This window comes from Microbacterium sp. NPDC089190 (assembly GCF_040701795.1).
Classification (GTDB): domain Bacteria; phylum Actinomycetota; class Actinomycetes; order Actinomycetales; family Microbacteriaceae; genus Microbacterium; species Microbacterium galbum.
Map to the genome: position 1 here is coordinate 116,169 of NZ_JBFBHF010000002.1, position 13,910 is coordinate 130,078.

At 72.4% G+C, this 13,910-nt stretch carries 12 protein-coding genes; 8 read left to right on the forward strand and 4 right to left on the reverse strand.

Annotation, left to right across the window (positions count from 1 at the left end; all coding sequences use genetic code 11):
- Nucleotides 1–17: 17 nt before the first annotated feature.
- From AB0230_RS06365 to AB0230_RS06375, 3 genes are read left to right on the forward strand one after another with little or no spacing between them, the layout of a single operon-like run.
- Nucleotides 18–371 carry a gamma-glutamylcyclotransferase family protein gene (locus AB0230_RS06365; RefSeq protein ID WP_363578576.1) on the forward strand — a complete coding sequence of 118 codons (354 nt, stop codon included), beginning with the start codon at nucleotides 18–20 and terminating at the stop codon, nucleotides 369–371.
- A complete protein-coding gene (locus AB0230_RS06370) occupies nucleotides 368–1,294 on the forward strand; it encodes an arginase family protein (protein ID WP_366374651.1) in 927 nt (308 codons plus the stop codon). The genes AB0230_RS06365 and AB0230_RS06370 overlap by 4 nt, the downstream gene beginning before the upstream one ends.
- Nucleotides 1,291–1,755, forward strand: coding sequence for a histidine phosphatase family protein (locus AB0230_RS06375; protein WP_315994705.1), 465 nt, complete (start codon nucleotides 1,291–1,293; stop codon nucleotides 1,753–1,755). The genes AB0230_RS06370 and AB0230_RS06375 overlap by 4 nt, the downstream gene beginning before the upstream one ends.
- Here the strand turns inward: AB0230_RS06375 and hutI are convergent.
- The 3 genes from hutI to hutH all read right to left on the reverse strand — a co-directional run bounded on the left by hutI (nucleotide 1,745) and on the right by hutH (nucleotide 6,272).
- The gene (gene hutI, locus AB0230_RS06380) at nucleotides 1,745–2,914 is read right to left on the reverse strand and encodes an imidazolonepropionase (protein WP_366375469.1); all 1,170 of its coding nucleotides are present in this window, start codon (nucleotides 2,912–2,914) and stop codon (nucleotides 1,745–1,747) included. The genes AB0230_RS06375 and hutI overlap by 11 nt on opposite strands.
- Before the next feature lie 101 nt (nucleotides 2,915–3,015).
- Nucleotides 3,016–4,716, reverse strand: coding sequence for a urocanate hydratase (gene hutU / locus AB0230_RS06385; RefSeq protein WP_366374654.1), 1,701 nt, complete (start codon nucleotides 4,714–4,716; stop codon nucleotides 3,016–3,018).
- The gene (gene hutH / locus AB0230_RS06390; RefSeq protein WP_366374656.1) at nucleotides 4,713–6,272 is read right to left on the reverse strand and encodes a histidine ammonia-lyase; all 1,560 of its coding nucleotides are present in this window, start codon (nucleotides 6,270–6,272) and stop codon (nucleotides 4,713–4,715) included. Before hutH ends, hutU begins: the two co-directional genes overlap by 4 nt.
- A 61-nt stretch (nucleotides 6,273–6,333) precedes the next feature.
- On the opposite strand from hutH, the gene AB0230_RS06395 reads away from it, so the two are divergent.
- Nucleotides 6,334–7,107 carry an IclR family transcriptional regulator gene (locus tag AB0230_RS06395; protein WP_366374658.1) on the forward strand — a complete coding sequence of 258 codons (774 nt, stop codon included), beginning with the start codon at nucleotides 6,334–6,336 and terminating at the stop codon, nucleotides 7,105–7,107.
- A 253-nt stretch (nucleotides 7,108–7,360) separates the two neighbouring features.
- Here the strand turns inward: AB0230_RS06395 and AB0230_RS06400 are convergent, their stop codons facing one another.
- Entirely contained in the window at nucleotides 7,361–8,365 is a 1,005-nt protein-coding gene (locus tag AB0230_RS06400; RefSeq protein WP_363389687.1) for a LacI family DNA-binding transcriptional regulator, read from the reverse strand.
- A gap of 228 nt (nucleotides 8,366–8,593) precedes the next feature.
- Between AB0230_RS06400 and AB0230_RS06405 the strand changes: the two genes are divergently transcribed.
- The 4 genes from AB0230_RS06405 to AB0230_RS06420 are packed head-to-tail and all read left to right on the forward strand — an operon-like array spanning nucleotide 8,594 to nucleotide 13,810.
- Nucleotides 8,594–9,832, forward strand: coding sequence for an extracellular solute-binding protein (locus AB0230_RS06405; RefSeq protein ID WP_363389690.1), 1,239 nt, complete (start codon nucleotides 8,594–8,596; stop codon nucleotides 9,830–9,832).
- Between the two features lie 2 nt (nucleotides 9,833–9,834).
- Nucleotides 9,835–10,950: a sugar ABC transporter permease gene (locus AB0230_RS06410; RefSeq protein WP_363389693.1), complete on the forward strand. Its 1,116-nt coding sequence runs from the start codon at nucleotides 9,835–9,837 to the stop codon at nucleotides 10,948–10,950.
- The gene (locus AB0230_RS06415) at nucleotides 10,947–11,861 is read left to right on the forward strand and encodes a carbohydrate ABC transporter permease (RefSeq protein WP_363389696.1); all 915 of its coding nucleotides are present in this window, start codon (nucleotides 10,947–10,949) and stop codon (nucleotides 11,859–11,861) included. The genes AB0230_RS06410 and AB0230_RS06415 overlap by 4 nt, the downstream gene beginning before the upstream one ends.
- On the forward strand, nucleotides 11,858–13,810 hold the full coding sequence (locus AB0230_RS06420) for a glycogen debranching N-terminal domain-containing protein (protein ID WP_366374661.1): 1,953 nt from the start codon (nucleotides 11,858–11,860) through the stop codon (nucleotides 13,808–13,810). Before AB0230_RS06415 ends, AB0230_RS06420 begins: the two co-directional genes overlap by 4 nt.
- Nucleotides 13,811–13,910 lie beyond the last annotated feature (100 nt).

Sequence of the window (13,910 nt, forward strand, 5' to 3'; positions counted from 1 at the left end):
TGGGTAGCCTGAGCCTCGTGAGCGACGGTTCGGGGCCGGCGGAGTGCCTCTTCACCTACGGGACGCTGCAGCTGCCCGACGTGCAGCTCGACACGTTCGGCCGTCTGCTTGAGGGAGAAGACGACGCGCTGCCGGGCTACCGTCTCGAGTGGACCGACGTGGGTGACGAACGGGTCGCCCAGCTGTCGGGGCTCGACAAGCATCCGATCCTTCGCCGCACCGACGATCCGCGCGACCGCGTGTTCGGACGCGTCCTCCGCCTCACGCCCGATGAACTCGACGCGGCCGACGAGTACGAGGTCTCGCTCTACCGTCGCGCGTCGGTCTCGCTGGCGAGCGGCCTGCGCGCCTGGGTCTACGTGGCCGCATGAGCGCGCTGTCGGTCGATCCCCTGTGGCCCCGGGCCGGTGACTGGCCCTCACCGGCGGAGGGGACGGATGCCGTCCTCCTCGGCGTGCCTGCCTGGCGCACCTCTCTGTCGCCCACCGGCGCCGGCGAGACCCCGGCGGCGGTCCGCGCCGCCCTGCGCCGCTTCTCACCGACGCTGATCGGCCCGCCCGCGATCGACCTGACCGCGCACCTGCGCATCGCCGACGCGGGCGACGTCGACGAGCCCGACGGCCGCGACGGCGAAGCTCGGGTGCGCGCAGCCGTCGCCGCGCTGGCGTCGTCGCGACTCGTCATCGCCCTCGGCGGAGACAACTCCGCGACGTACGCGGTGGCGCAGGGCCGCGGCTCACAGGGTCTCATCACCCTCGACGCGCACTTCGACCTGCGCGACGGCGAATCCAACGGCTCGCCCGTCCGCCGTCTCATCGCCGACGGTCTCGACCCTCACCGCATCGTGCAGATCGGTATCGCCGACTTCGCCAACTCGGCCGCGTACGCGCGCCGCGCCGCCGACGCCGGTATCACCGTCATCACCCTCGACGAGGTGCGCCGCCGCGGCATCGACGAGGTCGTGTCGCACGCCCTGCGCGTGGCCGGCGCGGCAGAGGCGCGCCCCACGAACGAGGACGCGGACGCCGCGGCCGCCGCCGGCGGCATCCACCTCGACATCGACGTCGATGTGTGCGACCGCGCCGTGGCGCCCGGATGCCCCGCGAGCGTGCCCGGCGGGCTGGCCGCGTGGGAGTTGCGCGCTCTCGTGCGCGGGCTCGCCCGAGACCCCGGCGTGACCAGCGCCGACATCGTCGAGGTGGATGCCACGGCAGACACCGACGACGCCCGCACGGTGCGACTCGCCGCCCTGTGCGTTCTGGAGCTCCTGGCAGGAATGGCGGAAAGACGATGATCCAACTCGTGCTCGCGCGTCACGCGAAATCCGACTGGGCCGATGAAGGCCTCGACGATCACGACCGGCCCCTCAACGATCGCGGCCGGCGCGACGCCCCGACGGTCGCGCGCGCAGTGCTGCGGGCGGGAGTGCGTCCCGAGATCCTGCTGTCGAGCACGGCCCTGCGGGCGCGCGAGACGGCTGCGGTGTTCGCGCGCACCTTCGACGCCGAGGTGACCGAGCAGGCCGAGCTCTACCTCGCCGAGCCGGATGGACTGCTGGCGGCGGCGCGCGACGCGGGTGGCGACGAGGTCATGGTCGTCGCGCACGACCCCGGCATGAGCGCCCTCGTCTCCCGTCTCGCCGATCGGGACGTGCGCATGGTCACGTGCGCGGTCGCCGTCTTCACGTGGCACGACGGAACCTGGGACGACGTGGATGCCGTCGCCCCCGACGAGTTCGAACTCTTCACGCCATAGGCCGCGGCTCCACGCCGTCCTTCCAGACACGGCGCACGAGCGGCACACCCGGCCGATAGGCGAGATGCACGCGGCTCGGCGCGTCGAGCAGCACGAGGTCGGCCCGCATCCCGGGCGCGATCGCACCGACGTCGGAGCGACGAAGCGCCCGCGCTCCCCCGGCCGTCGCTGCCCAGACCGCTTCGGCCGGCGTCATCCCCATCTCCCGCACCGCGAGGGCGACCATCAGGGGCATCGAGCTGGTGAAGCTCGACCCGGGGTTGCAATCGCTCGCGAGCGCCACGGTGACGCCGGCGTCGAGCAACCGCCGGGCGTCGGGATACGGCTGCCGCGTCGAGAACTCCACCCCGGGCAGCAAGGTCGCCACCGTGTCCGAGGCGGCGAGCGCCTCCACGTCGGCGTCGCTCAGGTAGGTGCAGTGGTCCACGGCGGCCGCACCGCACTCGACGGCGAGCCTCACTCCGTCGCCGTGACCGAGCTGGTTGCCGTGCACCCGGATGCCGAGACCCGCCGCCCGACCCGCCTCGAGCACCCGCCGCGCCTGGCCGGCCGTGAATGCGCCGTCCTCGCAGAACACGTCGATCCATCGCGCGGCGGGTGCGACCGCAGCGAGCATCGGACCGGCGACGAGATCGACGTAGGCGTCGGCCCGGCCGGCGAACTCCGCGGGCACCACGTGCGCGCCGAGGAAGGTGACCTCCTCGGTCACCTCGGCGGCGAGGCGGGCGAGGCGCGTCTCGGTCTCGACGTCGAGGCCGTAGCCGGTCTTGACCTCGATCGTGGTCGTCCCTTGCGCACGGCACTCGTCGACGAGGCTCCGCAGGCGCACGCGCAGATCGTCGTCGGACGCGGCACGAGTCGCGGCGACGGTGGTGCGGATGCCCCCCGCGGCATACGTCTCGCCCGCCATGCGGGCCGCGAACTCCTCCGCGCGATCCCCCGCGAAGACGAGGTGCGTGTGACTGTCGACGAAGCCCGGTATCACCGCGCGGCCCCCGGCATCGATGACGGGGAGACCATCGGGGCCCGGGAGCGGCGAGCCGTCGGCCCCACCCGGCCCGACCCACGCGACGCGCCCGTCGCGGACGAGCACCCCCGCATCGCAGATCGTGCCGCAGGGATCACCGCCGACGGCGACGTTGGTCGTCAGCTCGCCGATGCCGGTGAGCCAGAACGACCCTCCGGCGTCGACGGCCCCGGTCGACTCCGTCGCCGCCGATGCACCATCGACCGGCTCACCCGTGCCCCGCGCGGACGCGTTCACCACATCGGCACCGTCAGGCCGCGTTCGGCGGCGACCTCGCGAGCGCGGTCGTACCCGGCATCCACGTGGCGCATGACGCCGGTGCCGGGGTCGTTGACGAGCACGCGCGCGAGCTTCTCCGCGGCCAGCGGCGTGCCGTCGGCGACGCACACCTGTCCGGCGTGGATGCTGCGGCCGATACCGACGCCTCCGCCGTGGTGGATCGACACCCACGACGCTCCGCTGGCGGTGTTGAGCAGCGCGTTCAGCAGCGGCCAGTCGGCGATCGCGTCGGATCCGTCGGCCATCGCCTCGGTCTCGCGATAGGGCGAGGCGACCGAGCCCGCGTCGAGGTGATCACGGCCGATCACGATCGGCCCCGACAGCTCGCCAGACGCGACCATCTCGTTGAACTTCAGCCCCGCCAGATGCCGCTCCTGGTAGCCGAGCCAGCAGATGCGCGCGGGCAGCCCCTCAAAGTGCACCTGCTCTCCGGCCTTCTCGAGCCAGCGGTGCAGGGCGGTGTCGTGCGGGAACAGTTCCGCGACAGCGCGGTCGGTCTTGGCGATGTCGTCGGGGTCTCCCGACAGCGCCACCCAGCGGAACGGCCCCTTGCCCTCGGCGAACAGCGGGCGGATGTAGGCGGGCACGAAGCCCGGGAAGGCGAAAGCGCGGTCGTAGCCGCCGAGCTCCGCCTCGCGACGGATCGAGTTCCCGTAATCGAACACCGCGGCCCCGGCATCCTGGAAGCCGACCATCGCTTCCACGTGCGCGGCCATGCTCTCGCGCGCCCGGCGGGTGAAGTCCTCGGGGTCGCGGGCCGCCTCGGCCTGCCACTGGTCGACCGAGACGCCGGCGGGGAGGTACGACAGGGGGTCGTGCGCGCTCGTCTGGTCGGTGACGATGTCGATCCGGATGCCACGGGCCAGCAGCTCCGGGAAGACCTCCGCCGCGTTGCCCGCGACGCCGACCGACCGGGCCTCGCCCGCGCGGGCGGCGCTCACGCGCGCGATCGCCGTGTCGAGATCGTCGGCGACCTCGTCGAGATAGCCGTGGGCGACGCGGCGGTCGAGGCGCGCGCGATCGACGTCGACGATGAGCACGGCACCGCCGTTCATGGTGACCGCGAGGGGCTGCGCGCCGCCCATCCCCCCGCACCCGGCAGTGAGCGTGAGGGTGCCCGCGAGCGACTCCCGGCCGAGCGAGCGGGCGACGGCCGCGAAGGTCTCGTATGTGCCCTGCAGAATGCCCTGCGTGCCGATGTAGATCCACGACCCGGCCGTCATCTGGCCGTACATCGTCAGTCCGAGCTCCTCGAGCCGGCGGAACTCCGGCCACGTGGCCCAGTCGCCGACGAGGTTCGAGTTGGCGATGAGCACGCGCGGCGCCCACTCGTGCGTGCGGAAGACGCCCACGGGCTTGCCCGACTGCACGAGCAGCGTCTCGTCGGGCTCGAGCTCGTCGAGCGTGCGCACGATCGCGTCGTACGCGGCCCACGAACGCGCGGCGCGTCCCGTCCCGCCGTACACGACGAGGTCGTCGGGGCGCTCGGCCACTTCGGGGTCGAGGTTGTTCATGAGCATGCGCTTGGCGGCCTCGGCTCCCCAGCTCTTCGCGGTTCGGGTCGCGCCGCGGGCGGCCCGGATCCCGGATGCCCTGCGGCCAGCGTCCGCATCGGACGGGGTCGCGAGAGCGTCGGTCGTGGTGGTGTCGGTCATGCGTGATCTCCTTCGATCAGGGCGAGGGCGGTCCGGGCGACTGCTCCGGAGGCGACGAGCTCGGTGACGGCCTCGATCTCGGGCGCGACGAAGCGGTCGGGTCCCGGTCCCTGCACGCGCGCGCGCACGAGGTCGTGCACGGCTCCCGTGGCCGCCGCGGGCTGCAGCGGCGCGCGCAGGTCGAGGGCGCGGCATCCCGTGAGCACCTCGATGGCGAGCACGCGCGCGAGGCCGTCGACGGCGCGACGGAGCTTTCGGGCCCCGGCCCATCCCATCGAGACGTGGTCCTCCTGCATCGCGCTCGAGGGGATCGAGTCGACCGACGCGGGCGCCGCGAGCCGCTTGAGCTCCGACACGATGCCCGCCGCCGCGTACTGCGCGATCATCAGGCCCGAGTCGACGCCGACCTCGTCGGCCAGGAACGGCGGCAGACCATTGCTGCGCGCCACGTCGAGGGCCCGGTCTGTGCGCCGCTCCGACATGGATGCCACGTCGGCCACCGCGATCGCGAGGAAGTCGAGCACGTACGCCACCGGAGCGCCGTGGAAGTTGCCGTTCGACTCGACGCGTCCGTCGACGGTCACGACGGGATTGTCGACGGCGGATGCCAGCTCGCACTCGGCGATCTGCGCGGCGTGGGTCAGGGTGTCGCGGGCGGCGCCGTGCACCTGGGGCGCGCAGCGCAGCGAGTAGGCGTCCTGCACGCGCGTGCACTCGGGGCCGCGGTGGCTCGCGACCAGCGGTGAGCCGGCTAGCAGCGCACGGAGGTTCGCCGCGGAGGCGGCTTGACCCCGCTGCGGCCGCAACGCCATGAGGTCGGCCGCGAAGACGGCATCCGTCCCCAGCTGGGACTCGATCGAGATCGCCGCGGCGACGTCGGCCGTGGTCAGCAGCGTCTCGAGGTCGTGCACGGCGAGCAGGAGCATGCCAAGCATGCCGTCTGTGCCGTTGATGAGCGCCAGCCCTTCCTTCTCGCGCAGCACGAGCGGCTCGATCCCGGCGGCGGCGAGGGCATCGGCGGCGGGGCGGATCCGCCCCGCGGCGTCCCGGACCTCCCCTTCGCCCATCACGGCGAGGGCGACGTGCGAGAGCGGAGCGAGGTCGCCCGAGCAGCCCAGCGAGCCGTACTCGCGCACGACGGGGGTGATGCCCGCGTTCAGCAGCGCCGCGTAGGTCTCGACGACGGCGGGGCGCACGCCCGTGCGCCCGGTCGCGAGGGTCTGCAGGCGCAGCAGCATGAGGGCGCGGACGACCTCGCGCTCGACCTCCGCTCCGGTGCCGGCCGCGTGCGAGCGGATGAGGCTCGCCTGCAGCTGCGCGCGGCGGTCGTCGGCGATGAAGGTGGTCGCGAGTGCCCCGAACCCGGTCGAGATGCCGTAGTGCGGCTGCGGGTCGTCGGCGAGTGCTTCGATGAGGGCGCGCGTGTCGGCGACGCGCCGCAGAGCATCTTCGTCCACGACCACCCCGGCGCCGTGGCGGGCGACGTCGACGACGTCGTGGGGGCGGAGGGGGGTCGATCCGACGGTAACGGATCCGACGGTGAGGCTCGTGTGCATACGCCGATTCCATCGCGTCCCCTGTCGCGGAACGGCGGGGTTCTGGCATCCTGTGTCTGTCATGCCAGACAATGTCCGCCCGCAGGTGCCCGCCGCCGATCAGACGCTGCGGATCCTCTCGCTGCTCGCGCGGCAGCCGGGCCCGATGGCCGCTCAGACGATCGCGACGACTCTCGGGCTCCCCCGTTCCAGCGTCTACCACCTGCTGGCGACCCTCGAGCAGCACGGCTACGTCGTGCACCTGCCCGGAGAGCGTCGCTGGGGGCTGGGCACCGCCGCGTTCGAGCTGGGCGGCGGCTACGCCCGCCAGCAGCCGCTCGCGCGCCTCGGGCGTCCCCTGCTCGCCGCCCTGTCGGACCGCGTCGGCGAGAGCGCGCACCTCGCCGTGCTCGCCGGTCGCGACGTGCTCTACATCGTCGAGGAGCGCGCTCCGCGGCGCCCGGCGCTCGTGACCGACGTGGGCGTGCGGCTTCCCGCCCACCTCACGGCCACGGGCCGGGCGATGCTCGCCGCCCTCCCCCGCGAGCAGGTGCGGGCCCTGTTCCCGGATGCCACCGCCCTCACGCAGCGGCACGGCGTGGGCCCCGCGACCCCGCGCTCCCTGCGCGAGCTCCTGCGCGAGGTGCGCGCGGCCGGTCACGCGAGCGAGAACGGCGAGGTCACCCCCGGATTCCGCTCCGTCGCCGCCCCGGTGCTCGACCACGCCGGCTGGCCGGCCGCCGCGGTCGCGATCACGTGGCCGGCCGAGGGGCCGCTTCGCGACGCCGACGCGCTGGCGGAGGCCGCGATCGTCTCCGCCACCGAGCTCGCCCGCCGCATCGGCCGCCCCGCCTGACGCGGCCGCACACTCCGACGAGTGTCCACGACACGCCGCAGGCACCCGCGCCGGTACGGCGTCTCTCGGACACTCGAGCGGGCTTCAGGCGTTCCGCGCGGTTTCTCCGTCACGCGCGCCGACGCCCCCGGCAGCCCCACGCCCCGCACGGCGCGTCGATCGTCCACAACACCCGGACGGGTCTCGGAGACGTCCGGGGGTTCCGGACACTCGACAGCGGACTGCGGCCGCGACACGGAAAACGCCCCGCGCGTCAGCGCACGATGAGCCGCGGCTCCACGAGCACGTGCGCGGCTCCCGCCGTCGCGGGGCGGGGCGCCACCACCGTGCCATTCTCGCCCATCAGCAGGTCGAGGGCTCCGGATGCCACCCGCTCGGGCAGCTGTTCGACGCTCGAGAGCCCCAGAGCCTCGGCCGCGGGGGTGTTGTCGAACCCGATGACGCGGATGTCGGGGCGGCCGGTGAGGGCGGTCGCGAGGTGCGCGCCGATGGCGAGAGAGTCGCTCGCGCACACGATGGCGGTGACGTCGGCATCGACGCGCAGGCCCGCCTCGACCGCGTCACGGGCGAGGGCGACGCTGTCTTCGACGACCCAGCGCGGTCCGCGCGCTGCTCCGACGCTCTCGCTCCATCCGCGCTCTCGTTCGTCGCCCGTCCCCGACCCCTCGGGCCACCCGAGGAACGCGACGCGTCCGGTCGCGCGCTCGAGCGCGTGGACGGTCGCCGCCCGCGTCCCCGCCGCGCCGTCGACATCGACCCACAGGTGGGCGGGCGCCTCGACGTCGTCCTCGCCCCACGGCCGACCGAACGACACGAACGGCAGACCCCGGGCGTTCAGCCACCCGGTGCGGGGGTCGCCGTGGAAGGTGCCGGTGATGACGACGGCATCCACCTCTCCCCCCTCCAGCAGATCGGCGAGCCGGTCGATCTCCTCCTCCGCGGTCCGCGCGGCGTACAGCAGCACGCGCATGTCGCGCTCGCCGGCGCTCTCGGTGAGGGCGTGGACGAATCGGTCGAGCACGACCCCGGCGATGCCGCCGGCGTAGGGATCGAGATGGATGCCGATGGTCGAGCTGCGCCGCGTCCGCAGGCGCCGCGCGGCGGCGTGGGGGCGGTAGCCGAGCTCGGCGATGGCGGCCTCGACGCGCAGGCGCGTGGCCTCGCGGACGATGTCGGGAGTGTTCACGACGTTCGACACGGTCTGCCGCGAGACGCCTGCGATGCGCGCGACGTCATCGATGGTGGGCGCCTTGGTCATGTCTTCCTCCCCCCGGGGTGTCAGCCGTCGATCACGTCGGGCGGCCGGATCGGATGCCGTGCCGGCCTCCGTGGACGTGGCGGACGCCCGTCAGCCTAGGCCGCGTGTCGACGGCTTGACATCGCGCCCCGCCGTTCCTTACCGTAGTCGAACCGTCATTTGAACGTTCAAAAGACGGCCCTCCGCGCACTCGGAGGGGTCGCATGCCTCATCGAAGGAGAGAGACACATGACACGGCACCCTGTCCGCCTCTGGCTCACCGCCGGCGCCCTGCTCGCCACCGGAGCCCTCACGCTCACCGCGTGCGGGTCGGGCTTCACCGACACCCCCGGCGAAGGTCAGGCCTCGGGCGGCGGCAAACTCACGCTGCTCATCGGCTCCTCAGGCGACGCCGAGACCACGGCCGTCACCGACGCCGTCGCCGCATGGAGCGAGCAGTCCGGCGTCGAGGCCGAGGTCCAGACCGCCAACGACCTCCCCCAGCAGCTCTCTCAGGGCTTCGCGGCCGGCTCGCCGCCGGACCTGTTCTACCTCGCCCCCGAGGCCCTCGCCGGCTACGCCGCGAACGGCTCGATCCAGGCGTACGGCGACGACCTGTCGAACAAGAGCGACTTCTACCCCTCGCTCGTCGACAACTTCACCGTCGACGGTCAGTTCTTCTGCGCTCCCAAGGACTTCTCCACGCTCGCGCTGATCATCAACACCGACCTGTGGGCGGCAGCGGGACTCACGGATGCCGACATCCCCACGACGTGGGACCAGTTGGCATCCGTCGCCCAGAAGCTCACCACCGACGGGCGCGTGGGTCTGGCCTTCGGCGCCGAGTACCAGCGCGTGGGCGCCTTCATGGCCCAGGCCGGCGGCGGACTGGTCACCGACGGCACGGCCACCGCCGACAGTGCCGCCAACGTCGAGGCGTTGACGTACGTCAAGACGCACCTCAACGACGGCACCTTCGCCTTCGCCTCCGACGTGGGCGCGGGCTGGGGCGGCGAGGCGTTCGGCACCCAGAAGGCCGCGATGGTCATCGAGGGCAACTGGATCTCGGGCGCGATGTCGGCCGACTACCCCACCGTGAAGTACCAGGTCGCCGAGCTCCCCGCGGGCCCCGGCGGCAAGGGAACGCTGCAGTTCACCAACTGCTGGGGCATGGCCGCCGACAGCGCGAACCAGGAGCAGGCCCGTTCTCTCGTGGAGTACCTGACCGGCACCGATCAGCAGCTGGCCTTCTCGAAGGCGTTCGGCCCGATGCCCTCGATCCAGTCGGCCGCCGATGCATGGTCGACCGCCAACCCCGACAAGACCGCGTTCCTCGCGGGTGCCGACTACGCGCAGTTCCCGCCGAACATGGCCGGGGCGGCCGACGTCATCACCGACTTCAACGCCCAGCTGGAGTCGCTGAAGACCGGTGACCCGCAGGCGCTGCTGTCGACGGCGCAGTCCAACCTCGAGGCCATCGTCAAGTAATCATGAGCGCTCTCACCGCAGCGCCTCGTCGGGCCGGATCCCCCTCCGCGGGGATCCGGCGCGGCGAGGCCGCCGCCGGCTGGCTGTTCACCGCCCCGGTGCTGATCATTCTCGGCGTGTTCCTCCTCGTCCCCGTGCTCATGGCGCTGTGGGTGAGCTTCTCCGACTGGACCGGGCGCGGCAGTCCGTTCTCCTCGAACGTCGGCTTCGTCGGCCTCGACAACTACGCCGCCGTGACCACCGGCGGCGGGCTCGCCGAGCGCGACTTCGGCACGGCCCTGCGCAACAACGCCTGGTACGTGCTGCTGGTCGTCCCGCTGCAGACCGCCCTCTCGCTCTTCCTCGCGGTGCTCGTCAACCGCGCCGTGCTGCGCGGTCGCGGCCTCTTCCGCACCGCGTTCTACTTCCCCTCGGTGACCAGCTCGGTCGCGATCACCGTGCTGTGGCTGTTCCTCTTCTCGGCATCCGGGGCGGTCAACGAGGTGCTCTCGTGGCTCGGCATCAACGGGCCGAACTGGTTCAGCGATCCCTCGGGCGTCGTGCACAACCTTCTCGGCGCGCTGGGCGTCACAAGCGGCCCCGCCTTCCTCACCGGCAACACGATGCTCGGCGTGTCGTGGTGGGACTGGCTCGCCGGTCCGTCGGTGGCGATGTCGGCGTTCATCCTCATGGCCGTGTTCACGACCTCGGGCACCTTCATGCTCCTGTTCATCGCGGGGCTGCAGAACATCGGCGCCGACGTGCAGGAAGCCGCGATGATGGACGGCGCGAACGGCTGGCAGCGCTTCTGGCGTGTGACCCTGCCGCAGCTCAAGCCCGTGCTGTTCACCGTGCTGACCCTCGGCCTCATCGGCACCTGGCAGGTGTTCGACCAGATCTATACCGGCACCCAGGGCGGTCCCGGCAAGACGACCCTGACTCCGGCCTACCTCAGCTACTCGTCCGCGTTCCTCTCGCAGCAGTGGGGACAGGGTGCGGCGATCGCCTTCGTGCTGTTCGTCATCATCGTGGCCCTCACGATCCTCCAGCGCTTCGTGCTGCGCGACCGCCCGGTCTCGCGCCGGCGCCTCCGTCAGTACGAACTGCCCCGCGAGGGCGCGAAGGGAGCGAAGCGATGACCGCCACGGCATCCCCGCAGACGACGGTGCTCGCCGAGCAGCGCGTCGACGGCCCCACGCGCCCCGCGAAGCACCGCATGTCGGCGAAGACCCTGCGCTGGCAGATCGGCCTGTACGTGCTGCTGCTCGTGCTCGCCCTCGTGTACATCTATCCGTTCCTGGTGCAGGTGGCGACCTCCTTCAAGTCGGATGCCGCCGCCGCGGCCGACCCGATCTCGCTCGTCCCGCAGCCCTTCACGTGGGCCGCGTACGAGCGCCTGTTCCTGAACTCCGACTTCCCCGTGTGGTTCGGCAACTCCGTCGTCGTGACGGTGTTCGTCACCGCGGGCCGGGTGTTCTTCAACTCCCTCGCCGGCTACGCCCTCGCGCGCCTGCAGTTCCGCGGTCGCGGCATCGTGTTCGCCGGCCTCGTCGCGGTCATGGCCGTCCCGGCGGTGGTGCTGCTGATCCCCAAGTTCCTCGTGATCAATCAGCTGGGCATGTACGACTCGTACGCCGGCATGATCCTGCCCCTCCTCGTGGATGCCGCGGGCGTGTTCATCATGAAGAACTTCTTCGAGTCGATCCCGCCGTCCGTCGAGGAGCAGGCCCGCATCGACGGAGCGGGGACCTTCCGCATCTTCTGGTCGGTCGTGCTGCCGATGGCGCGCCCCGCGCTCATCACGATCGTGATCCTGTCGTTCCAGGGGTCGTGGAACGAGCTCAGCCACTTCGTCATCTCCACCCAGTCGCCCGAGCTGACCACGCTGACCAAGGGCGTGGCATCCCTCGCCAGCGGGCAGCTCAGCCAGGGCAGCCAATTCCCCCTCAAACTCGCGGCCGCGGCCCTGATGACGATCCCGGTCGCCGTGGTGTTCTTCATCTTCCAGCGCCGCATCATGAACGCCAGCGAAGGAGCCGTCAAAGAATGACCACCGCCCCCACCACCTCGCCGAACGGGACGACCACCGAGACCATGCCCCTGCAACCGCTCCTCAACGACGCCCTCATCGTGCTGCGCGCCCCCACCCAGGTGTGGTCGGACGCGACGGGCGCCATCGGCACGGCCGCCGTTCACGGGGTCTACCACGGCGACGTGCGTCACGTCAGCGCGCTCACGGCCTCGTGCGACGACTCGCCGATCGAGTGGATTTCGACCGCCCCCGACGGCGCCTCGCGCGTGGTCTTCGGCGGGCTCCTCCGCGGAGTCGACGACACCACCCCCGACCCGAAGGTGCGGCTGGTGCGCGACCGCCGGGTCGACGACGGTCTCGTCAGCGAGTCGTGGATCATCCGCTCGCGCGTCGACCGGCCCCTCCGCACCACCCTGCGTCTGCGCCTGACGCCGGAGTTCGCCCAGTTGCACGAGGTGAAGTCGGGCCACGCCCACCCCCGGGCCGCCGAGACGGTGCCCGAGCGAGAGGGCGTGCGCGTCGACGCCGGGGCCCAGGGACTCTCCCTCCACGCCCCCGGGGCCGGGATCTCCCTCGGCGACGCGGGCGTCGAGGCCGCGTGGGACGTCGACGTGCCCGCCTTCGGCGAGGTCCAGGTGGGCTTCACGCTGAGCCTTCGCGACGACACGCTCGTCGTCGACTCGCCCGCCGTCCCGGCCCGCTGGGACGCCGCTGCCGTGTCATCCGCCGCCGCCGACCCGCGCCTCGCCCGATGGCTGCGCACGGCGCTCGACGATCTCGACGCACTGCGCCTCGTGCTCCCCGACCACCCCGACGACGAGTTCTTCGCGGCCGGTGCGCCCTGGTTCTTCACGCTCTTCGGACGCGACTCGATCTGGGCCGCCCGCCTGGCCCTCCCCCTCGACCGCGAGATCGCGGCATCCACCCTCCGCGTGCTCGCGCGTCTGCAGGGGACCGACGATGACGCCCAGACGGCGCAGGAGCCGGGCAAGATCCTGCACGAGCTGCGGGCATCGTCGCTGGAGATCCCGGGCGAGGGCATCGTGCTGCCGCCGAAGTACTACGGCAGCGTCGATTCCACCCCCCTGTGGATCTGCCTGCTCGCCGATGCGTGGCGCGCCGGCATGCCCGAGGCCGAGGTGCGGCAACTCCTGCCGGCGCTGCGCGCGGCGCTCGGCTGGATCCGCGACAGCGGCGACAGCGACGGCGACGGCTTCCTCGACTACATCGACCGCCTCGGCACCGGCCTGTCGAACCAGGGCTGGAAGGACTCCGGCGACTCGATCCAGTGGCGCGACGGAAGCCTCGCCGAGGGTCCGATCGCCCTGTGCGAGGTGCAGGCGTACGCCTACGAGGCCGCCCTCGCCGGCGCCGATCTGCTCGAGGCCCTCGGAGCGGACACGGATGCCGACGACATCGCGTTCTGGCGCACGTGGGCGCTCGACCTCAAGGCGCGCTTCGCCGACACGTACTGGGTGCAGACGCCGGAGGGCCGGTACCCCGCCGTCGCCCTCGACAACGCCAAGCGGCCGGTCGACACCCTCACCAGCAACATCGGGCACCTGATCGGCACCGGCATCCTCTCCCCCGACGAGGAACGGCACATCGCGTCGCTTCTGCTGGGCGAGAGCATGTCGAGCGGGTACGGCATCCGCACGATGTCGACCGGCGCCGACGGGTACTGGCCCCTGTCGTACCACGGCGGCAGCGTCTGGGTGCACGACACCGCGATCGCCGCCCACGGCATGCTGCGTGCGGGCCTGACCACCGAGGCCCGGGCCGTCGTCGACGGACTCCTGGATGCCGCCGAGGGCTTCGCATACCGCGTGCCCGAGCTGCACAGCGGCGACCCGCGCACCGACTCCTCCGTGCCCACGCCGTACCCCGCGGCGTGCCGCCCGCAGGCGTGGTCGGCCGCGGCCGCCGTCGTCTGCCTCACCGCCCTCACGCCGTCCCCCCTGGCGTGAGCCCGCTGGGCGGCGCGGACCCCCCGCCGCGCCGCCCGGCCCTTCCCCCTCCGGTCGGGGCGCTCGAGGTGGCCCCGGGCGCCGGAAATGGCCCCGGGCC